The sequence below is a fragment of the Pseudomonas sp. SZ40 genome (assembly GCF_052958135.1).
Genome location: NZ_JBQWIF010000032.1, coordinates 14,894 through 36,702, shown reverse-complemented (window position 1 = coordinate 36,702; position 21,809 = coordinate 14,894). Strand labels below are relative to the sequence as shown.

Annotated in this window: 18 protein-coding genes and 1 pseudogene; 15 read left to right on the top strand and 4 right to left on the bottom strand. The window is 60.6% G+C overall.

Features of this window, described 5'->3' with window-relative positions; all coding sequences use genetic code 11:
* Positions 1-85 precede the first annotated feature (85 nt).
* From ACT9T4_RS20900 to ACT9T4_RS20875, 6 genes are read left to right on the top strand one after another with little or no spacing between them, the layout of a single operon-like run.
* Positions 86-706: a CDP-alcohol phosphatidyltransferase family protein gene (locus tag ACT9T4_RS20900; RefSeq protein WP_042556057.1), complete on the top strand. Its 621-nt coding sequence runs from the start codon at positions 86-88 to the stop codon at positions 704-706.
* A gap of 10 nt (positions 707-716) precedes the next feature.
* Positions 717-2,474 (top strand): bifunctional alpha/beta hydrolase/class I SAM-dependent methyltransferase, encoded by a 1,758-nt coding sequence (locus tag ACT9T4_RS20895; RefSeq protein WP_499118761.1) that lies wholly within the window; start codon positions 717-719, stop codon positions 2,472-2,474.
* Positions 2,474-3,823, top strand: coding sequence for a phosphatase PAP2/dual specificity phosphatase family protein (locus ACT9T4_RS20890; protein WP_499118759.1), 1,350 nt, complete (start codon positions 2,474-2,476; stop codon positions 3,821-3,823). Before ACT9T4_RS20895 ends, ACT9T4_RS20890 begins: the two co-directional genes overlap by 1 nt.
* Entirely contained in the window at positions 3,813-4,271 is a 459-nt protein-coding gene (locus ACT9T4_RS20885; protein ID WP_499118757.1) for a hypothetical protein, read from the top strand. Before ACT9T4_RS20890 ends, ACT9T4_RS20885 begins: the two co-directional genes overlap by 11 nt.
* 10 nt (positions 4,272-4,281) lie before the next feature.
* Positions 4,282-4,902, top strand: coding sequence for a lysophospholipid acyltransferase family protein (locus ACT9T4_RS20880; RefSeq protein ID WP_499118756.1), 621 nt, complete (start codon positions 4,282-4,284; stop codon positions 4,900-4,902).
* Between the two features lies 1 nt (position 4,903).
* Positions 4,904-5,836: a phosphatidate cytidylyltransferase gene (locus ACT9T4_RS20875; RefSeq protein WP_179539435.1), complete on the top strand. Its 933-nt coding sequence runs from the start codon at positions 4,904-4,906 to the stop codon at positions 5,834-5,836.
* A gap of 82 nt (positions 5,837-5,918) precedes the next feature.
* Here the strand turns inward: ACT9T4_RS20875 and gyrB are convergent, their stop codons facing one another.
* From gyrB to dnaA, 4 genes and pseudogenes are all read right to left on the bottom strand, one after another.
* A complete protein-coding gene (gene gyrB / locus ACT9T4_RS20870) occupies positions 5,919-8,336 on the bottom strand; it encodes a DNA topoisomerase (ATP-hydrolyzing) subunit B (RefSeq protein ID WP_042556063.1) in 2,418 nt (805 codons plus the stop codon).
* 3 nt (positions 8,337-8,339) lie between these two features.
* Positions 8,340-9,442, bottom strand: a pseudogene (gene recF, locus ACT9T4_RS20865) (DNA replication/repair protein RecF).
* Positions 9,443-9,582: 140 nt separating this feature from the next.
* A complete protein-coding gene (dnaN, locus tag ACT9T4_RS20860; RefSeq protein WP_179539434.1) occupies positions 9,583-10,686 on the bottom strand; it encodes a DNA polymerase III subunit beta in 1,104 nt (367 codons plus the stop codon).
* 35 nt (positions 10,687-10,721) lie between these two features.
* On the bottom strand, positions 10,722-12,203 hold the full coding sequence (gene dnaA, locus ACT9T4_RS20855) for a chromosomal replication initiator protein DnaA (protein ID WP_042556079.1): 1,482 nt from the start codon (positions 12,201-12,203) through the stop codon (positions 10,722-10,724).
* A gap of 521 nt (positions 12,204-12,724) precedes the next feature.
* Between dnaA and rpmH the strand changes: the two genes are divergently transcribed.
* The 9 genes from rpmH to ACT9T4_RS20810 all read left to right on the top strand — a co-directional run bounded on the left by rpmH (position 12,725) and on the right by ACT9T4_RS20810 (position 21,734).
* Positions 12,725-12,859, top strand: coding sequence for a 50S ribosomal protein L34 (rpmH, locus tag ACT9T4_RS20850; RefSeq protein WP_003213577.1), 135 nt, complete (start codon positions 12,725-12,727; stop codon positions 12,857-12,859).
* A 15-nt stretch (positions 12,860-12,874) separates the two neighbouring features.
* Positions 12,875-13,276, top strand: coding sequence for a ribonuclease P protein component (gene rnpA, locus ACT9T4_RS20845; protein ID WP_042556080.1), 402 nt, complete (start codon positions 12,875-12,877; stop codon positions 13,274-13,276).
* Complete coding sequence (yidD, locus tag ACT9T4_RS20840; RefSeq protein WP_082045890.1) at positions 13,269-13,514, top strand: membrane protein insertion efficiency factor YidD; 246 nt, start codon at positions 13,269-13,271, stop codon at positions 13,512-13,514. Before rnpA ends, yidD begins: the two co-directional genes overlap by 8 nt.
* Positions 13,515-13,516: 2 nt before the next feature.
* Positions 13,517-15,256 (top strand): membrane protein insertase YidC, encoded by a 1,740-nt coding sequence (yidC, locus tag ACT9T4_RS20835; RefSeq protein ID WP_499118753.1) that lies wholly within the window; start codon positions 13,517-13,519, stop codon positions 15,254-15,256.
* Between the two features lie 75 nt (positions 15,257-15,331).
* On the top strand, positions 15,332-16,699 hold the full coding sequence (mnmE, locus tag ACT9T4_RS20830; protein ID WP_179539432.1) for a tRNA uridine-5-carboxymethylaminomethyl(34) synthesis GTPase MnmE: 1,368 nt from the start codon (positions 15,332-15,334) through the stop codon (positions 16,697-16,699).
* An 812-nt stretch (positions 16,700-17,511) separates the two neighbouring features.
* Positions 17,512-19,404 (top strand): tRNA uridine-5-carboxymethylaminomethyl(34) synthesis enzyme MnmG, encoded by a 1,893-nt coding sequence (gene mnmG / locus ACT9T4_RS20825; RefSeq protein ID WP_499118751.1) that lies wholly within the window; start codon positions 17,512-17,514, stop codon positions 19,402-19,404.
* Complete coding sequence (gene rsmG, locus ACT9T4_RS20820) at positions 19,404-20,048, top strand: 16S rRNA (guanine(527)-N(7))-methyltransferase RsmG (RefSeq protein ID WP_373565126.1); 645 nt, start codon at positions 19,404-19,406, stop codon at positions 20,046-20,048. The genes mnmG and rsmG overlap by 1 nt, the downstream gene beginning before the upstream one ends.
* A 13-nt stretch (positions 20,049-20,061) precedes the next feature.
* On the top strand, positions 20,062-20,850 hold the full coding sequence (locus ACT9T4_RS20815) for a ParA family protein (RefSeq protein WP_042556070.1): 789 nt from the start codon (positions 20,062-20,064) through the stop codon (positions 20,848-20,850).
* 11 nt (positions 20,851-20,861) lie between these two features.
* Positions 20,862-21,734, top strand: coding sequence for a ParB/RepB/Spo0J family partition protein (locus ACT9T4_RS20810; protein WP_179539430.1), 873 nt, complete (start codon positions 20,862-20,864; stop codon positions 21,732-21,734).
* Positions 21,735-21,809: the final 75 nt, after the last annotated feature.

The following is a 21,809-nucleotide window of genomic DNA, read 5'->3' as shown; positions in this document are numbered from 1 at the left end:
ACGTTGGCGTATCGCTTGTGGGTGCCCGACCGGCTAAGCTGGCGTTCGGCCACATACAGAAAGATGGCGGAAGGGAGTTCCAAACATGCTTTCGATTTATCAGCTCAAACCTCGCTTCCAGAACCTGCTGCGCCCATTGGTTCAGCGCCTCTTCGACCGTGGCGTGACAGCCAATCAGGTCACGTTGAGCGCTGCCGCCGTGTCGGTGCTGATAGGTCTGCTGCTCGCCTTTTTTCCCGACCACCTCTGGCTGTTCGCGCTGATCCCGCTGTGGATGCTGCTGCGGATGGCGCTCAATGCGGTGGACGGCATGCTGGCCCGTGAGTTCGGCCAGCAATCCACACTCGGCGCTTACCTCAACGAACTCTGCGACGTGATCGCCGATGCCGCGCTGTTCCTGCCTTTCGCGCTATTGCCCGGCGTGTCTCCCGTGCTGGTGGTGCTGTTGGTCATCGCCGCGCTGATCAGCGAGTACGCCGGCGTCATGGGGCCCATGGTGGGCGCTTCACGGCGCTACGACGGGCCGATGGGCAAAAGCGACCGCGCCTTCTGCTTTGGCGTGCTCGGCGCTGGTGTAGCTACCGCGCTGCTGCCGCTGAGCTGGATAAACCCGATTCTCGCGGTCATCACCGCGCTGCTGCTGTACACGCTCTACAACCGCGTACGCCAAGGTCTGGCGCAAGCGGCTTCCCCCACTGTGGAATAGGGATGCTCCAATGAATGAAGTCCGCTCCAATACCTTCACGACCCATGACGGCGTCAGCCTGTTCTACCGGCACTGGCCTGCTGCAGATGCACAGCCCGACACGCCGCGTCGTGCTGTCGTCATGTTCCACCGCGGCCACGAACATGGCGGGCGCATGGCCCACCTGGTCGAGGAGCTGGGCCTGCAGGGTTTCGATTTCTTCGCCTGGGACGCTCGCGGTCACGGTGAATCACCGGGTGCACGGGGCGATAGCCCAAGCTTCGCCACCAGTGTGCGCGACGTGCAGACCTTCATCGATCACATCGCCAGTGCTCACGGCATCGATACCGCGGACATGGTGGTACTGGCGCAAAGCGTCGGTGCGGTGATCATCGCCACCTGGGCGCATGACTACGCACCGAAGATCCGCGCACTGGTGCTCGCCTCACCCGCCTTCAAGGTCAAGCTGTACGTACCGTTCGCACGGCCCGGGTTGAAGCTCATGCGCGCCTGGCGTGGCAATTTTTTCGTCAACAGCTACGTGAAGGCCAAGTACCTCAGCCACGATCCGCAGCGCATAGCGTCCTTCGAACAGGACCCGCTGATCAGCCGGCCGATCTCGGTGAACATGCTGCTGGGCCTGTACGAGGCTGCCGAGCGCGTGGTCGCCGACGCTCAGGCGATCCAGATCCCCACCCAGTTGCTGATCTCCGGCAGCGATTTCGTGGTGCACCGCAAGCCCCAGGAGCAGTTCTTCGAGCGCCTGGGCAGCCTGGACAAAGAAATGCACAGCCTGCCCGGGTTCTTCCATGACACCCTGGGCGAGCGTGACCGTGCCCACGCACTGACCCGCATTCGCCGCTTCGTACTGAAAGCCTTCGAGCAGCCGCTGCAGCGACCCTCACTGCTGGACGCCGACCGCCTCGGCTGGAGCTGCGCCGAGGCGGAAGAACTGGCTGCACCGCTGCCGAAGAACTCACTGCGCGATCTCTACTGGCGCGCCACGCGGGCCAGCATGCGGCTTGGCAGCAGTGTTTCTGCGGGCGTGAAGCTGGGTTTCGACACCGGCTTCGATTCCGGCAGTACCCTGGATTACGTTTACCGCAATACGCCCACCGGCAGCTCGCCAGTGGGCCGACTGATCGATCGCAACTACCTGAACTCCATCGGCTGGCGGGGTATCCGTCAACGCAAGGTGCACGCCGAAGAACTGCTGCGCCTGGCCATGGGCAAATTGCGTGAGCAAGCGCGCCAGGTACGCATCGTCGATATCGCTGCAGGCCACGGCCGCTACATCCTTGAAGCGCTGGAGCAGGGTACCGACAAGCCCGACTCGATCCTGCTGCGCGACTACAGCGACATCAACGTGCGCGACGGTGCCGCGCTGATCGAGCAGAAGGGCCTGGGCAGCATCGCCCACTTCGTCAAGGGCGATGCCTTCGACAAGGCCGACCTGGCTGCGCTGGATCCGAAGCCGACGCTGGCAGTGGTCTCCGGCCTCTATGAGTTGTTCGGCAGCAACCAGATGGTCGGCGACTCGCTGGCGGGTCTGGCGGCAGCCGTGGAAGAGGGCGGCTACCTGATCTATACCGGTCAGCCGTGGCACCCGCAACTGGAGCTGATCGCTCGCGCGCTGACCAGCCACCGTGGCGGCGAGGCGTGGGTGATGCGTCGGCGCAGCCAGGCGGAAATGGATCAGTTGGTCGAAGCGGCAGGCTTTCGCAAGCTGACTCAACGTGTCGACGAGTGGGGCATCTTCAGCGTGTCCCTGGCGCAGCGGGTGTCTTGATGACGCCCGCCGCGGTCATCCGCGAAAGCGGGTTATGGAAGCGCGGCGTCCTCTGGCTGCTACTGCTCGCGCCACTGTTCTTCGGCACCTATGGCTTCGCCAACTGGTTCACCGGGCAGCGCGATGACGTCGGCAGCCTGGTATTCGCCTGGGAGCGGCAGATTCCCCTGTGGCCCTGGACGATCATTCCCTACTGGTCGATCGATCTGCTCTACGGCCTGGCCTTCCTGCTACCGGCCACCCGTGGTGCAGTGGACAGGCTCGGCTTGCGTTTGCTGACCGCGCAAGTGATCTGCATCACCTGCTTCCTGCTCTGGCCGCTGCGCTTCACCTTCGACCGTCCGGCGCTGGATGGCCTGTTCGGGCTGATGTTCGACGTACTGATGGGCTTCGACAAACCCTTCAATCAGGCACCCTCGCTGCACATCACCCTGCTGGTGGTGCTCTGGGCCTGCTTTGCCCATTCGGCGGCTGGTGTATGGCGTGTCGTGCTGCACGTCTGGTTCTCTCTGATCAGTTTGTCGGTACTGACCACCTGGCAGCATCATTTCATCGACGTGCCGACCGGCATGCTCGCCGGCTTCCTGTGCCTGTGGCTATGGCCCAGCAAGGGGCGCAGCCCACTGTTCGCCTGGCGCCTGGCTCGCGATCCGAAGCGCTGGCGGCTGGCCTTGCGCTACGCCTTCGGTGCAGCGCTGTGCAGTGCGCTGGCGATCCACTTCGGCGGCTTCGCTCTGTGGTTGCTGTGGCCGGCGGTTTCGTTGCTGATGGTGGCGCTGAACTATGCACTGTTCGATGCACAGGGTTTTCAGAAGCGTGCCGACGGCCGCCTCAGCGCTGCCAGCACCTGGTTGTTGGCGCCTTATCTGCTGGGTGCCTGGATCAACTCTCGGGCCTGGACGCGCAAGCATCCGCAACCCGATGAAGTGGCCGACGGCGTCTGGTTGGGTCGCATTCCAGCCAAGGGAGAAGGGCAGGCCTTCAGCGCTATCGCCGACCTGTGTGCCGAACTACCGTGCCGGGTTGAAGGCAAGGTCTACCGTGAACTGGCTTGCCTCGATCTGATCGCCCCGAGCACTGCGCACTGCCTGCAGGCCGCGGTGGCCATCGACGATCTGCGCGAGCACGGGCCGGTGCTGGTGTGCTGCGCGCTGGGCTACTCGCGCAGCGCCACCGCTATCGCTGCCTGGCTGCTGCACAGCGGCCGCTGCAGGAGCGTCGCAGAGGCTGTTTCACAGCTTCGCCAGGCTCGCCCCCAGGTTGTGCTTGGAAACGCTCATTTACAGGCGCTGGAGGGCATCTTGAGCCAACCGGCCGCCACGGCTGGAGGCGCCTTGCATGACCGATGAAATGCACCTGCAACTGATCGCCGGGCTGTTGCGCCGCGGCAAAGCCCTCGACCGTTTCTCCAGCGCCCTGACCCTGATCGCTCTGGTTATCGGCCTGGGGCCGCTGCTCGGTTTCATGGCGCTCACTACCGGCGGTGCAGTGTGCGTACTTCTGCTGGTCTGCGGCCTGCTGCAGAAGTACTACGCGCTGCGCGTGGCGCTGGATGCCGAGCTGTTCACGCACGTGTCGGGCGACCCCACGCAACTCGCCCGCCGCACCGCCGAGCTCGATCAGGCGCTGGTCATGCTTGGCCATAAGGCCGATCAGCGTTTTCGCTCCTGGGATCAACGCGGCCAGGGCGCGCTGCGTCTGCTGCGACTTCAGGGCCTGTGGCTCGGCCTGCAGGTATTCATCGCCCTGGCGGCCATCGTCTTGATGCCCTGGCTTTCACACATTCGATTCGGATAAGGAGCTGTCCATGCTTGCGTCACTGGTCGCCTTTCTCATCACCTCCGGTGCGCGTCTGCTCACGGGAGCCCGCGCCTTGTGGCTGGGCAGCACCGCGCAACCGGTACAGCGCATCTACTACGCCAATCACAGCAGCCACGGTGACTTCGTGCTGCTGTGGGCATCGCTACCTGCCGAATTGCGCAAACGCACCCGCCCGGTAGCCGGGTCGGATTACTGGATGAAGGGCTCATTGCGCAGCTTCCTGATCCAGCGGGTTTTCAATGGTGTGCTGGTGGACCGTCAACGCAGTGACCCAAATGCCAACCCACTGCAGTCGATGCTCGACGCATTGGCAGAGGGCGACTCGTTGATCGTCTTCCCGGAAGGCACACGCAACCTCGAGGACGGCCTGCTGCCCTTCAAGGCAGGTCTCTATCACCTGGCCAAGACGCGGCCGGACGTGGAAGTGATTCCGGTATGGATCGCCAACCTCAATCGGGTGATGCCCAAGGGCCGAGCCCTGCCATTACCGCTGCTGTGCACCCTGAATTTTGGCGCACCACTGGGCTTGGGCGAGGAGGAGGGCAAAGACGCTTTCCTCGAACGCGCCCGCGACGCTCTGCTGGCCCTGGCTCCCGAGGAGGTTTGAGATGGATCGCAATACCTTGCTGTTGTTCGCCGGCATTGGCGCCCTGCTGCTGCTCGCCAGCCTGATCGGCTGGCTGCTGAAATTTCGTGCCGGCCCCGGTCCACATCCGGTCATCGACAACCTCAATGCGCGCATCAATGCCTGGTGGGCGATGGTGCTGGTCATCGGCTTCGCCTTCCTGTTCGGCAATATCGGCGTGGTGGTGCTGTTCTACTGCGTGTCGTTCTATGCCCTGCGCGAGTTCATGACCCTGACGCCGACCCGGCGCAGCGACTATCCGGCACTGGTCGCGGCGTTCTACTTCGCGCTGCCGATGCAGTACCTGCTGATCGGCATTGGCTGGTACGGTCTGTTCGCCATCTTCATTCCGGTCTACCTGTTCCTGCTGCTGCCGATCCTTTCGTCCCTGGGCGGAGACACCACACGCTTCCTGGAGCGCACGTCCAAGGTGCAGTGGGGGCTGATGATCGCCGTGTACTGCATCTCCACCGTGCCGGCGCTGCTGACGCTGCAGATCGCCGGTTACGAGGGCCGCAACCTGCTGCTGATCGCCTGGCTGGTGATCGTGGTGCAGATATCCGACGTGCTGCAGTACGTCTGCGGCAAGCTGGCTGGCAAACGCAAGATCGCCCCCAACCTGTCGCCGTCGAAGACCGTGGAGGGCTTCTTCGGTGGCGTGGCCCTGGCGACCCTGATCGGCGCGTCGCTGTACTGGATCACCCCGTTCGCCTTCTGGCAGGCCGGCCTGTTCGCCTTGCTGGTGTGCCTGCTCGGCTTCGCCGGTGGTTTGGTGATGTCGGCGATCAAGCGCGATCGCGGCGTGAAGGACTGGGGCCACATGATCGAAGGCCACGGCGGCATGCTCGACCGACTCGATTCGGTGTGCTTCGCGGCCCCGGTGTTCTTCCATATGGTGCGGTACTGGTGGGCTTGAAGCTCAAGTATCGATAACTAGCTGATTAACAATAAAAAACCCGGCTTTAAGCCGGGTTTTTTGTGCATCGCAAATGCAATTCTCAGACGTCGAGGTTGGACACCGCCAAGGCGTTGGTCTCGATGAAGTCGCGGCGTGGTTCCACTTCGTCACCCATCAGGGTGTTGAAGATCTGATCCGCAGCGATGGCATCTTCGATACGCACCTTGAGCATGCGACGAACTTCCGGGTCCATGGTGGTTTCCCAGAGCTGATCCGGGTTCATCTCACCGAGACCTTTGTATCGCTGAATGCTGTGACGCTTGGTGCTTTCGGTCATCAGCCAGGTCAGGCCTTCCTTGAAGGTGGTGACCGGCTTCTTGCGTTCGCCGCGCTGCACGTAGGCACCTTCTTCGAGCAGGCTGTTCAACTGGTCACCCAGAGTGGTGACGGTCTTGTAATCGTTGCTGGTGAAGAAATCACGGTTGAAGGTGATGTAGCTGGAGTTGCCGTGGGAGATCAGCTCCACCACCGGCAGCCACAGGTGGCGCTCGGTGTCTTCGCGCAGACTGGTCTTGTAGGCCAGGCCGGACTTTTCCATGGTTTTCAGGCGAGCGTCGAACAGGGTCAGCCAACTTTCCATCGCAGCCTTGTCGGCCATCAATTCGCTGGTGACACCCGACAGGTAGACGAAATGCTCGGTGAGCTCCATGGGATACAGGCGCGAAAGGCGCTTGAGGGTCTTCATCACCAGGCGGTAGTCGTTCACCAGGCGCTCAAGCGCTTCACCGGACAGGCCAGGCGCACTTTCGTTGACATGCAGGCTGGCGTCTTCAAGGGCCGACTGGGTCATGTATTCCTCCATGGCCTCGTCGTCCTTGATGTACTGCTCCTGTTTGCCCTTCTTGACCTTGTACAGCGGCGGCTGCGCGATGTAGATGTAGCCGCGCTCTACCAGCTCCGGCAGCTGACGGAAGAAGAAGGTCAGCAGCAGGGTACGGATGTGCGAACCGTCGACGTCAGCATCGGTCATGATGATGATGTTGTGGTAACGCAGCTTGTCGATGTTGTATTCCTCACGGCCGATGCCGCAACCCAGAGCGGTGATCAGCGTGCCGACCTCCTGGGAGGAAATCATCTTGTCGAAGCGTGCTTTCTCGACGTTGAGGATCTTGCCCTTGAGCGGCAGGATCGCCTGGGTCTTGCGGTTACGGCCCTGCTTGGCAGAACCGCCCGCGGAGTCACCCTCCACAATGTACAGTTCGGAAAGGGCAGGGTCCTTCTCCTGGCAGTCGGCCAGTTTGCCTGGCAAGCCGGCAATATCCAGCGCGCCTTTACGGCGAGTCATTTCACGAGCTTTACGCGCCGCTTCACGGGCACGAGCAGCGTCGATCATCTTGCCGACAACGGCCTTGGCTTCGTTGGGGTTTTCCAGCAGGAAGTCAGAGAAGTACTTGCCCATTTCCTGCTCGACCGCGGTTTTCACTTCGGAAGAGACCAATTTGTCCTTGGTCTGCGAACTGAATTTCGGATCTGGCACCTTGACCGAAATGATCGCGGTCAAACCTTCACGGGCGTCATCACCCGTGGTGGCGATCTTGTGCTTTTTGGCCAGGCCTTCCTGCTCGATGTAGTTGTTCAAGTTACGCGTCAGCGCAGAACGGAAGCCAGCCAGGTGGGTACCGCCGTCACGCTGAGGAATGTTGTTGGTGAAGCACAGCAGGTTTTCGTTGAAGCTGTCGTTCCACTGCAGGGCCACTTCCACACCGACACCGTCATCTCGTTGCACGGAGAAGTGAAACACCTGGTTCACGGCTGTCTTGTTGACGTTCAAGTACTCAACGAATGCACGCAGGCCACCCTCGTACTTGAACAGCTCTTCCTTGGCGGTACGCTCATCCTTCAGAAGAATGCCGACACCAGAGTTCAAGAACGACAGTTCGCGCAGGCGCTTGGCCAGAATGTCCCAACTGAAATGAATGTTGGCGAAGGTGTCAGCCGACGGCTTGAAGTGGATCTGCGTACCCGTGGTATCGCTGTCACCAACCGCTGCGATTGGGGCTTGTGGCACGCCATGCACGTAGGTCTGTTCCCAGATCTTGCCGCTGCGACGGATGGTCAACACGAGCTCCTTGGAGAGCGCGTTGACTACCGAAACACCAACACCGTGCAGGCCGCCAGAAACCTTGTAGCTGTTGTCGTCGAACTTACCACCGGCGTGCAGCACGGTCATGATGACCTCAGCAGCAGAAACGCCTTCTTCCTTGTGAATGTCGACCGGAATACCACGACCATTGTCACGCACACTGATCGACTCATCCGGGTGGATGGTGATGGTGATGTCACTGCAATGACCGGCCAGGGCCTCGTCGATGGAGTTATCGACCACCTCGAAGACCATATGGTGCAGACCGCTGCCGTCATCGGTGTCGCCGATGTACATGCCAGGCCGCTTGCGTACGGCATCCAGGCCCTTGAGGACCTTAATGTTATTGGAGTCGTACGTTTGGTTTTCGCTCATGCTTCACTCCCGGTGGTCGAGGTCTGGGTGATACGTCCATGTTCCACGTGGAACATGGAAACCGGCGTATCCGTTTGCCAGCCATCGCTCAACAATTCATGGTCTACACAGGTGATGAATACCTGGCAGTTCAAATCTTCCAATAAACGGCACAATGCGCGGCGGTGCTGTTCATCCAGTTCTGACGGCAAGTCATCCACCAGATAGATACATTGGCCACGCTTGGCCTGATCAACCAAATGCCCTTGGGCAATCCGCAAGGCGCACACCACCAGCTTCTGCTGGCCCCGGGACAAGATGTCCGCTGCATTGTGCGCACCAAGCCTCAACCTGAGGTCTGCTCGCTGCGGGCCGGATTGAGTATGCCCAATCTGCTGGTCACGCAACAAAGAAGACGTCAGCACTTCATTCAGGGGGCGCTCTTTGTCCCACCCCCGGTAGTAGCTCAGCGTAAGCCCTTGGAGCTCAACCAGCTCGCTGAGGGTACGCTCGAAGACAGGCTTCAGTTGCTGTATGTAGGATCGCCGATAACTGTCGATTTCATCGCTGGCCAGGCACAACTCGCGATCCCAGGCCGCTTGAGAAACGGCATCAAGTGTACCACGGCGAAGCCACGAGTTCCGCTGCTTGAGGGCCTTCTGCAGGCGTTGCCAGGCGGGGAGAAACCGAGGTTCCACGTGGAACACTCCCCAGTCGAGGAACTGCCGGCGAATTTTCGGAGAGCCCTCCAGTAAACGGAAGCTGTCCGGATTGATCAGTTGCAGGGGCAGGGTTTCGGCAAGTTGCGCAGCACTGCGCGCGTTCTGACCGTCGATGCGGATCTGGAACTCGCCCTGGCGATCGCGCGAAACGCCAAGATTGCTCTGCCGACCGTCCGCCAGACTTACTTGCCCGAACAGGGTGCAGACCTGTTGCTCGTACTGGATGACGGGCAAGAGACGGGCACTGCGAAACGAACGCGCGAGTCCCAGCAGGTGAATACCTTCGAGAACGCTGGTTTTACCGCTGCCATTAGCGCCGTACAAAATATTGATGCGCGGGGAGGGAGCCAACGTCGACGGTTCGAGGTTGCGCACTGCGGTCAGGTTAATACGGATCAGGGACATCAAGCGGACCGTGGAGGAGGGGAGCAAACAATTGAGGGACCAGAAACGAAATCAGCTTTGGATGTGCGGATCAGGATCTGATCCGAACATGCCAAAGCTGATTTCAATAACGCCTGGAGTGCCGCTAGCGGCAGCGACAATTACAGGCGCATCGGCATGACGACATAAGCCGAGTCGTCGTTATCGGCTTCCTGCACCAGTGCACTGCTGTTGGAGTCGGACAGAATCAGACGCACCTTCTCGGTGGTCATTACACCCAGGACATCGAGCAGATAGCTGACGTTGAAACCGATCTCCAACGCACCACCGTTGTACTCGACGGCAATTTCTTCTTCGGCTTCTTCCTGCTCCGGGTTGTTGGCCTGAATTTTCAGAAGGCCGGACGCCAGTTGCAGGCGAATGCCGCGGTACTTTTCGTTCGACAGAATCGCGGTGCGGCTGAAGGCTTCACGCAGGCCCTGGCGATCAGCGACGACCAGCTTGTCACCGCCACGCGGCAATACGCGCTCGTAATCCGGGAACTTGCCGTCTACCAGTTTGGAGGTGAAGGTGAATTCACCCGTGGTCGCGCGGATGTGGTGCTGGCCCAGGACGATGCTGACACTGCCATCCTGCTCGGTAAGCAGACGAGCCAGTTCCAGGATACCTTTGCGCGGCACGATCACCTGATGACGCTCGACCTGCTCGATGCTGGCTTCCATGGAACACATCGCCAGGCGATGGCCGTCGGTAGCGACAGCGCGCAGAACACCCGTCTGCACCTCGAGCAACATGCCGTTGAGGTAGTAACGTACGTCCTGCTGGGCCATGGCGAAGCTGGTACGTTCGATCAGACGACGCAGCTTGCTCTGCACCAGATCGAAGGTCAGCGAACCCGGGCCTTCTTCAACGGTAGGAAAATCGTTCGCAGGCAGGGTGGACAGCGTGAAGCGACTGCGACCGGCCTTGACCAGCAGCTTCTGCTCATCGACACGAATGTCGATCAGCGCATCAGACGGCAGGCTTTTGCAGATGTCCATCAGCTTACGCGCCGGCACGGTGATCTCACCCGGCTCGGCAGCATCTTCAAGCGCCACACGCCCGACCAGTTCGACCTCCAGGTCAGTGCCGGTCAGCGACAGCTGCTGGCCTTCGACGACCAGCAGAACGTTGGACAGAACCGGCAAGGTCTGGCGGCGTTCCACGACGCCGGCGACCAGTTGCAGGGGTTTCAACAGGGCTTCGCGTTGAATGGTGAAGTGCATGGTCTAGTCCCTTGCCTCGTGCATGGAATTGCGCATCACGTTGTCAGTGTACGCAGCAGGTTCTTGTAATCCTCGCGGATATCCGCGTCGGATCCTCTAAGTTCAGCAATCTTACGACAGGCGTGCAATACAGTGGTGTGATCGCGACCGCCGAAGGCCACACCTATTTCAGGCAGGCTGTGGTTGGTCAATTCCTTCGACAACGCCATGGCCACCTGACGCGGCCGCGCGATCGACCGCGAACGGCGTTTGGACAACAGATCGGTAATCTTGATCTTGTAGTACTCCGCCGTGGTGCGCTGGATGTTGTCGATACTGACCAGCTTGTCCTGAAGGGCCAGCAGATCCTTCAACGACTCGCGAATCAGCTCGATGGTGATATCGCGGCCCATGAAGTGCGAATGCGCGATCACACGCTTCAGCGCACCTTCAAGCTCACGTACGTTGGAACGAATACGCTGGGCGATGAAGAATGCGGCGTCGTGTGGCAGATCGACCCTGGCCTGGTCGGCCTTTTTCATCAGGATCGCTACCCGTGTTTCCAGCTCGGGTGGCTCGACCGCAACGGTCAGGCCCCAGCCGAAGCGCGACTTGAGCCGCTCTTCCAGGCCTTCGATTTCCTTCGGGTAACGGTCGCTGGTGAGGATCACCTGCTGGCCGCCTTCGAGCAAGGCATTGAAGGTATGGAAAAACTCTTCCTGCGAACGCTCCTTCTTGGCGAAGAACTGGATGTCATCGATGAGCAGCGCATCCACCGAGCGATAGAAGCGTTTGAACTCGTTGATGGCATTGAGCTGCAGCGCCTTGACCATGTCGGCCACGAAACGCTCGGAGTGCAGATACACCACCTTGGCATTCGGATTCTTGGCCAGCAGGTGGTTACCCACCGCATGCATCAAGTGAGTCTTGCCGAGGCCGACGCCACCATAAAGGAAGAGCGGGTTGTAACCGTGCTTGGGATTGTCCGCGACCTGCCAGGCAGCGGCACGAGCCAGCTGGTTCGACTTGCCTTCGACGAAGTTGTCGAAGGTGAATGTGCGGTTGAGGTAGCTGGTGTGCTTGAGGCCACCTTCTACTTGCACGTTACGCTCACCACGAGCCGGCGCGACACTGGACGCAGCACCCGCCATGGAATCGAAACTGGCCCGCGACGGCTCGGCTTGCACAGGCGGTTTGGGCGGCGGTGCGCTGACCTGCGGTGCAGGCGCGGACGGGCTGCTGTAGTTGGACACCGAGGGCGAGGGCGTCAGCACTGCACGCGGCGTGGAGCTGCGGCGGCTGCCTATCAACAGCGATATCGCCGGTACCAGGCCCGTGGCACGCTCACCGAGCAGCTCGAGCATACGACCCATGTACTTTTCATTGACCCAGTCGAGCACGAAACGATTGGGTGCGTAGACACGCAGCTCGTCGCCTTCGGCTTCTACCTGTAGTGGACGGATCCAGGTGTTGAATTGCTGGGCAGGCAGTTCGTCGCGTAGGAGTTCTACGCACTGCTGCCAAAGTTCCACGGACACGGACATCCCCTGATCAAAAGCGCTGAGGCAAAAACAGCCGCTATTGTAGCCTCCACGGCCAGAGTTATCCACATAGGAAAGGTGATCAGTACATGACAAATCAAGGTGTTATCAAAAACACCGCACGTCGGCTGAACAACTTTGAACCCTGTGGATAACAGCCCATGAGGCCGGTGTGAAAGCAGGGGGAAAACCGAGTGGATAATCGGCCTGTGGGTAAACAGCCGTTTCTTCCCCAGCTTATGCCCGCTGATCCAACAGGCGCAGCACCGCTTTCTGACAGGGTTTCGGATTCTCGTAGCCCCCGAAAGCAGAGACGCCAAGCTACTTATCCACAGAAACCGAATTGGCTAATTATAAAAAACATAACAAGCCTTTCTAAAAAGATTCTTTCCTTTATATTTCTCTATATGGAAAACACCTGGTTGGAAATTGACCTGGCCTGCGGCTTTCTCTAGAATCGCCGGTCTCTTAAAACGGGGACCATTCCGGTCCGTTGTCGACAACCAGGTAACCGCATCATGAAACGCACTTTCCAACCCAGCACCATCAAACGCGCTCGTACCCACGGTTTCCGTGCTCGCATGGCTACCAAGAACGGCCGTGCCGTCCTGTCGCGTCGTCGCGCCAAGGGCCGTGCTCGTCTCGCAGTCTGATTTTCCAGTCTTGTGGTGAGTCGAGGCTTCGGCCGGGAGAAGCGCCTGCTAACTCCCCGGCAATTCAAGGCAGTCTTCGACTCTCCCAGTGGCAAAGCGCCGGGCAAGAGTGTCCTGCTGCTTGCGCGCAACAATGAGCTTGATCATTCACGCCTAGGTCTGGTGATCGGCAAGAAGAGCGTCAAGCTCTCCGTTGAGCGCAACCGCCTGAAACGCCAGATCCGCGAATCGTTCCGCCTCAACCAGGACAACCTGGTGGGCTGGGACATCGTGGTGGTCGCGCGTAAAGGCCTTGGTGATCTGCAGAACGCCGAACTGGCTCAACAGTTCGGCAAGCTGTGGAAACGCCTCGCCCGCAGCAAGCCTGCCCAACAGGCCGATGCCCAGACCGGGGTGAACGACAATCCCCATGCGTAAACTGGTCCAAGCTCCAATCCGGTTTTACCAGTACGCCATCAGTCCATTGATGGCCAGTCATTGTCGTTTCTACCCCTCTTGTTCCTGCTACGCGCTTGAAGCCATCGAAACCCATGGCGTCCTGCGTGGTGGCTGGCTGACCGTTCGTCGTCTGGGACGCTGTCACCCCTGGCATCCCGGAGGCTACGATCCGGTTCCCCTCGCGAAACACTCCCGATCCTCTTCGATGGCCGAATAATCATGGATATCAAACGCTCGATCCTGATCGTCGCCCTGGCAGTCGTGTCCTACATGATGGTTCTCCAATGGAACCAGGACTACGGCCAGGCCGCTCTGCCGAATCAGACAGCTTCCACCAGCAAGGCCACCCCAGGCTTGCCGGAAACCGCCTCCGTTGCCAGCAATGACGATGTCCCGACGGCAAACGCCGAAGGCACCGATCCAAGCCCGGTGGAGGCCGTCGCTGTCAGCGATGAGCTGATCCAGGTTAAAACCGACGTTCTGGATCTGGCCATCGATCCACGCGGTGGTGATGTGGTGCGCCTGCAACTGCCCCACTACCCGCGTCGTCAGGACCGTCCCGATGTTCCGTTCCAGCTGTTCGACAATGGCAGCGAGCACCTGTACCTGGCGCAAAGCGGCCTGACCGGGGCAAACGGCCCTGACGCCCGCGCCAATGGTCGTCCGCTGTACAACAGCGAGCAGCGCGTCTATCAGCTGGCTGATGGTCAGGACCAACTGGTCGTCGACCTGAGCTTCAGCGAAGCCGGCGTCAACTACATCAAGCGTTTCACCTTCAACCGTGGCCTCGATACCAGTTGCTCGGCCAAGGAAGTGGAGCAGAAGAAAGCTGGCTGCATCAGTGGCAATGGTTATCAGATCGGCGTGACCTACCTGATCAACAACCAGAGTGCCACACCGTGGACCGGTAACCTGTTCGCCCAGCTCAAGCGTGACAACAGCGGTGACCCGTCTTCCAGCACCGCCACCGGCACTGCCACCTACCTGGGTGCAGCGCTGTGGACCGCCGAGAAGCCGTACACCAAGGTGTCGATGAAAGACATCGACAAGCAAGGCCTCAAGGAAACCGTGCAGGGCGGCTGGGTTGCCTGGTTGCAGCACTATTTCGTGACCGCCTGGATTCCTTCGAAAGACGATACCAACCTGGTGCAGACCCGCAAGGACAGCCAGGGTAACTACATCATCGGCTACACCGGCCCGGCTCTGAACATCCCTGCCGGCGCCGAAGCCCAGGCCAGCACCACCCTGTATGCCGGTCCGAAGATCCAGAAGGATCTCGCTGCGCTGTCGCCGGGCCTGGACAAGACCGTCGACTACGGCATCCTGTGGTTCCTTGCCGAACCGATCTTCTGGTTGCTGGAACATATCCACAACCTGCTCGGCAACTGGGGCTTCTCGATCATCGTGCTGACGCTGATCATCAAGCTGGCCTTCTTCCCGCTGTCGGCCGCCAGCTACCGTTCCATGGCGCGCATGCGTGCCGTCTCGCCGCGCCTGCAGGCGCTGAAGGAACAGTTCGGTGACGATCGCCAGAAGATGTCCCAGGCGATGATGGAGCTGTACAAGAAAGAGAAGATCAACCCGCTGGGCGGCTGCTTGCCGATCCTCGTGCAGATGCCGGTGTTCCTGGCCCTGTACTGGACCCTGCTGGAATCCGTCGAGATGCGTCAGGCACCGTGGATCCTGTGGATCACCGACCTGTCGATCAAGGACCCGTTCTTCATCCTGCCGATCATCATGGGCGCTACCATGTTCATCCAGCAGCAGTTGAACCCGACGCCGCCGGACCCCATGCAGGCTCGTGTGATGAAAATGATGCCGATCATTTTCACCTTCTTCTTCCTGTGGTTCCCGGCTGGTCTGGTGCTGTACTGGGTGGTCAACAACGTCCTGTCCATCGCCCAGCAGTGGTACATTACCCGCAAGATCGAAGCGCAGACCAAGGCTTCCGCAGCCTGATCTACTAAGCTTCGCCGGCTACACACAGAACGCCCCCTCGTGGGGCGTTTTGCTATCCAGCGTTTGGAGAGTTTTATGTCCACATCCCGTGAAACCATCGCCGCCGTCGCCACTGCCCAGGGTCGTGGCGGTGTGGGCATCGTGCGGGTCTCCGGGCCCCGTGCACGGATGATCGCCATTACCCTGAGCGGTATCGAGCCGACACCACGGCATGCGCACTACGGTGCCTGGCATGACGATTCCGGCGAGGTGATCGACGAAGGCCTGCTGCTGTTCTTCCCCGGACCCAACTCCTTTACCGGGGAGGACGTGCTCGAGCTCCAGGGCCATGGCGGTCCCGTGGTTCTGGACATGCTGCTGCAACGCAGCATGGAACTGGGCGCACGCCAGGCCCGCCCTGGTGAGTTCAGCGAACGGGCATTCCTCAATGACAAGCTCGACCTGGCTCAGGCGGAAGCGATCGCCGACCTGATCGAAGCCAGTTCCGCCCAGGCGGCGCGCAATGCCGTGCGCTCGTTGCAAGGCGAATTCTCCCGTCGAGTGCATGAGCTGACCGAGCGACTGATCAGCCTGCGTATCTACGTCGAAGCCGCCATCGACTTCCCAGAAGAGGAAATCGACTTTCTGGCCGATGGCCACGTACTGAGCCTGCTTGAAGCTGTACGCACACAGTTATCCACAGTGTTGCGTGAGGCGGGCCAGGGCGCATTGTTGCGCGATGGCATGAACGTGGTGATCGCCGGCCGGCCGAATGCCGGAAAATCCAGCCTGCTCAATGCGCTGGCCGGGCGCGAAGCCGCCATCGTCACCGACATCGCCGGTACCACCCGGGATGTGCTGCGCGAACATATCCACATCGATGGCATGCCACTGCATGTGGTGGATACCGCAGGGCTGCGCGATACCGACGATCAGGTCGAGCGCATTGGCGTGGAGCGTGCGCTGAAGGCAATCGGCGAAGCGGACCGCGTGCTGCTGGTGGTCGACTCCACTGCACCCGAGGCCAATGATCCCTTCGCGCTGTGGCCGGAGTTTCTCGAGCGGCGCCCGGACCCTGCTCGTGTCACCCTGATCCGCAACAAGGCAGACCTTTCCGCCGAACCTGTCGGCCTGCAACTCAGCGACGATGGCCATGCCACGCTGGTGCTATCGGCCAAATCCAGCGAAGGCCTGGACCTGCTGCGTGAACACCTGAAAGCCTGCATGGGCTTCCAGCAGACCGCTGAAAGCGGCTTCAGCGCGCGCCGCCGCCACCTCGATGCCTTGCACCAGGCACAGAGCCACCTCGACCACGGCCACGCCCAACTGACGCTCGCAGGCGCCGGGGAACTGCTCGCCGAGGACCTGCGGCAGGCTCAGCAGGCGCTCGGTGAGATCACCGGTGCCTTCAGCTCGGACGATCTGCTGGGGCGCATCTTTTCGAGCTTCTGCATCGGTAAATGAACGTGTCGGGGCTCTGTAGCTTCGCGCAAAGCCCTGCTTGCTCTCCCGCCTGCTGACCGATCTGCACTTATCCCCAGGGGCCACAGGCGTTCCGCACGCCCTGTCGGCCGACCGCCGCAGTGAATGGCAGTCCTGCCAAATTTTGCAGCATCACGCCATCGCATCGCCCACAGGCGTGTTCCTACAGGTCGCGGCTTGCTCCATTCAGCCAGCCATCTCCCTCATACAAAAGCCTCTCCCTTCTCTGCAATTTCTCTCACTTGCAGGTCCCGCATTCTGACCAGGACCTGCCAGCCGTACCCTGTCTCATAGCTCATTACCTGCCTATCGAGGATTTCAACAGCCCAAATAAACCCTGTGGAAAACCGCCACTGAGCTATGCCCATAACCCGGTGACAAAGCTAGGGATAACCCACCCTGTGCATAAGTACCCGTTTTACACACAGGCTGATAACCGCTACCTAACACCTGCAGCCCAGGTTAATCCCGCTTTCATACATCGCTGTACATCACGTGGTTAAAGGCCTGTAGCAATGTATCCACAGAAATGCCCGCCACCATTTATAAACATAAAAACAAGCCTTTTAAAAAAATCATTCTTTTTTCTTTTATTTACCTCCAGACCATCTGACCTGCAGGAGCGATGAGCGGACAAGGTGAAGCGCATCGGGACATCGGATGATTTCCCTGACACCCGATTGGCTATTTTTTGTGCAAAAGGCTTCTTTCAACCTGCCTAAGTCCCTATACTTGCCGCCCTTTCTCGCTTTCAAACCAAAAAGCTCCCTTACTCAACAGGCACGAGGTGCGTGGTGGATTTCCCTTCCCGTTTTCAGGTGATCGTCATCGGCGGCGGCCATGCCGGTACCGAGGCTGCGCTTGCAGCGGCGCGCATGGGTGTAAAAACCCTTCTGCTGACCCACAACGTGGAAACCCTCGGGCAGATGAGCTGCAACCCGGCCATCGGCGGGATCGGCAAAAGCCATCTGGTCAAGGAAATCGACGCCTTGGGTGGTGCCATGGCGATCGCCACCGACAAGGGTGGCATCCAGTTCCGCGTACTCAACAGCCGCAAGGGCCCGGCAGTACGTGCGACCCGTGCTCAGGCTGACCGTATCCTGTACAAGGCAGCGGTACGCGAGATCCTGGAAAACCAGCCCAACCTGTGGATCTTCCAGCAGGCTGCCGACGACCTGATCGTCGAGCAGGACGAAGTCAAGGGCGTGGTCACTCAGATGGGCCTGCGTTTCTTCGCCGATTCCGTGGTGCTGACCACCGGGACCTTTCTCGGTGGACTTATCCACATCGGCCTGCAGAACTATTCCGGCGGCCGCGCCGGTGATCCGCCCTCGAATGCCCTCGCCAAACGCATGCGTGAACTTCCGCTGCGCGTCGGTCGCCTGAAAACCGGTACGCCACCACGCATCGATGGTCGCTCGGTGGATTTCTCGGCGATGACCGAGCAGCCAGGCGATACGCCGATTCCGGTGATGTCGTTCATGGGCAGCAAGGAACAGCATCCTCGCCAGGTGAGCTGCTGGATCACCCACACCAATGCGCGTACCCACGAAATCATCGCTGCCAACCTCGACCGTTCGCCGATGTATTCCGGGGTCATCGAGGGTGTCGGGCCGCGTTACTGCCCGTCCATCGAGGACAAGATCCATCGCTTCGCCGACAAGGACAGTCACCAGGTGTTCATCGAGCCGGAAGGCCTGACCACCCATGAGCTGTACCCCAACGGAATCTCCACCTCGCTGCCGTTCGACGTGCAATTGCAGATCGTGCAAAGCATCCGCGGGATGGAGAATGCCCATATCGTGCGTCCGGGCTACGCCATCGAGTACGACTACTTCGACCCGCGCGACCTGAAGTACAGCCTGGAGACCAAGGTCATCGGCGGGCTGTTCTTCGCCGGTCAGATCAACGGCACCACCGGCTACGAAGAAGCCGGTGCACAGGGCCTGCTGGCCGGTGCCAACGCCGCGTTGCGTGCCCAGGGCAAGGACAGCTGGTGCCCGCGTCGCGATGAGGCCTACATCGGCGTGCTGGTCGACGACCTGATCACCCTGGGTACCCAGGAGCCTTACCGCATGTTCACCTCGCGGGCCGAGTACCGGCTGATCCTGCGCGAAGACAACGCCGATCTGCGCCTGACCGAAAAAGGTCGCGAGCTCGGCCTGGTCGACGACGATCGTTGGGCAGCCTTCGAGGCCAAGCGTGAAGGTATCGTCCGTGAAGAGCAGCGCCTGAAAAGTACCTGGGTACGCCCGAACACGCCTCAGGGCGATGCGCTCGTCGAGCGTTTCGGCACGCCGCTGACCCACGAGTACAACCTGCTCAACCTGTTGGCGCGCCCGGAGATCGGCTACGCCGGCCTGGTCCAGGTGACCGGTGAAGGCGCCGAGGATCCGCAGGTCGCCGAGCAGGTCGAGATCAAGACCAAGTACGCGGGTTACATCGAGCGTCAGCAGGACGAGATCGCTCGCTTGCGCGCCAGTGAAGAAACCGCGCTGCCTGTGGATATCGACTACGCGACGATTGCCGGTCTGTCCAAGGAGATCCAGCACAAGCTCGGCAATGCCCGACCACAGACCCTGGGCCAGGCATCGCGGATTCCGGGCGTCACCCCAGCCGCGATCTCCCTGTTGCTGATCCACCTGAAGAAACGTGGCGCCGCTCGCCAGATGGAGCAGACCGCCTGATGTCCGTGACCTCTCGCCACGCCGAAGAATTGCAACAAGGCGCCCTCGAACTGGGTGTCACCCTGTCCGAGCAACAACACCAGCAATTGCTTGCCTACCTGGCCCTGCTGATCAAGTGGAACAAGGCCTACAACCTGACCGCCGTACGCGACCCCGACGAGATGGTCTCGCGTCATCTGCTCGACAGCCTCAGCGTGGTGCCCTTCGTCGCGGAGGCTGGGGATAACTGGCTGGATGTCGGCAGTGGCGGCGGCATGCCCGGTATTCCGCTGGCTATCCTGTTTCCGGAGCGGCGCTTCACACTGCTCGATTCCAACGGCAAGAAAACCCGCTTCCTGACCCAGGTGAAACTCGAGCTGAAGCTGGCCAACCTGGAAGTTATCCACAGCCGTGTGGAAGGCTTCACGCCTGAGCGGCCGTTCGGCGGTATCTGTTCACGGGCTTTCAGCTCACTGGAAGATTTTTCCAACTGGACGCGCCACCTTGGCGATACCCAGACCCAGTGGCTGGCAATGAAAGGCGTGCATCCGGACGATGAGTTGCAGGCATTGCCAGCGGACTTCCGTCTCACTGCAACCCACGTGCTCAAGGTTCCCGGTTGCCAAGGTCAGCGCCATCTGTTGATACTGCGTCGCTCGGTTTAGGGGGAACGGCAACATGGCTAAAGTATTCGCAATCGCCAACCAGAAAGGCGGGGTGGGCAAGACCACCACCTGCATCAACCTGGCGGCTTCCCTGGTTGCGACCAAACGCCGTGTGCTGCTCATCGACCTCGACCCGCAGGGCAACGCCACCACTGGCAGCGGTGTGGACAAACAGGCGCTGGAGCACTCGATCTACGACGTACTGGTCGGCGAGTGCAATCTGGTCGAGGCCATGCAGTTTTCCGAGCATGGTGGCTACCAGCTGCTGCCCGCCAACCGCGACCTGACCGCCGCGGAAGTGTCCCTGCTGGAAATGAAGATGAAGGAAAGCCGCCTGCGTTATGCGCTGGCGCCGATCCGCGAAAATTACGATTACATCCTCATCGACTGCCCACCGGCGCTGTCCATGCTGACGGTCAACGCCCTGGTCGCCGCCGATGGAGTGATCATCCCCATGCAGTGCGAGTACTACGCACTCGAGGGGCTGAGCGATCTGGTCAACAGCATCCAGCGCATCGGCAAGCTGCTCAATCCGTCGCTGAAGATCGAAGGCCTGTTGCGCACCATGTACGACCCGCGCATCAGCCTGACCAACGATGTATCGGCGCAGCTCAAGGAACATTTCCCCGAGACGCTCTATCAAACCGTGATCCCGCGTAACGTGCGACTGGCCGAAGCGCCGAGCTTCGGCATGCCGGCGCTGGTCTACGACAAGCAATCCCGTGGTGCGATCGCCTATCTGGCGCTGGCTGGCGAACTGGTTCGCCGGCAGCGCGCGAACGCCCACACCGCAACCGTATAAGGAATCTGTGCATGGCCGCCAAGAAACGTGGGCTGGGACGAGGCCTGGACGCCCTGTTGGGGGGCACCAGCGTCGACGCCCTTGAGGAAGAAGCGGTCAAGGCCGATACCAGTGAGTTGCAGCACCTGCCTCTGGATCTGATCCAGCGCGGCAAGTACCAGCCGCGCCGCGACATGGACGCCACCGCCCTCGAAGAACTGGCCCACTCGATCAAGACCCACGGCGTGATGCAGCCCATCGTGGTGCGTCCGGTCGGTGACGGCCGTTACGAAATCGTCGCGGGTGAACGTCGCTGGCGGGCCACTCAGCAGGCCGGCCTGGACCGCATCCCGGCGCTGGTCCGCGAACTGCCGGACGAAGCCGCCATCGCCATGGCGCTGATCGAGAACATCCAGCGTGAAGACCTCAACCCGATCGAAGAAGCCATGGCCCTGCAGCGCTTGCAGCAGGAGTTCCAGCTGACGCAGCAACAGGTCGCCGAAGCCGTCGGCAAGTCGCGGGTGACCATCACCAACCTGCTGCGCTTGATCGCTCTGCCCGAAGAGGTGAAAACCCTGCTTTCCCACGGTGACCTGGAAATGGGTCACGCTCGCGCCCTGCTGGGCCTGCCTGCCGAACAGCAGACCGAAGGAGCGCGACACGTTGTCGCACGGGGCCTGACCGTCCGTCAGACCGAGGCGCTGGTGCGGCAATGGCTGAACACCCAGGAGAAGCCCGTAGCCGCCACCAAGACCGATCCGGATATCAGTCGGCTCGAACAGCGCCTGGCTGAGCGCCTGGGCTCTCCAGTGCAGATCAAGCACGGTCAGAAGGGTAAAGGCCAACTGGTCATTCGCTACAATTCCCTCGATGAGCTCCAGGGCGTCCTAGCCCACATCCGCTGAAACAATTGCCCGCGCAGCACTAGTGCGAAAAGACTTTCGGGCAGTTGAACGGGGTGGGAACCACCCCTATACTCT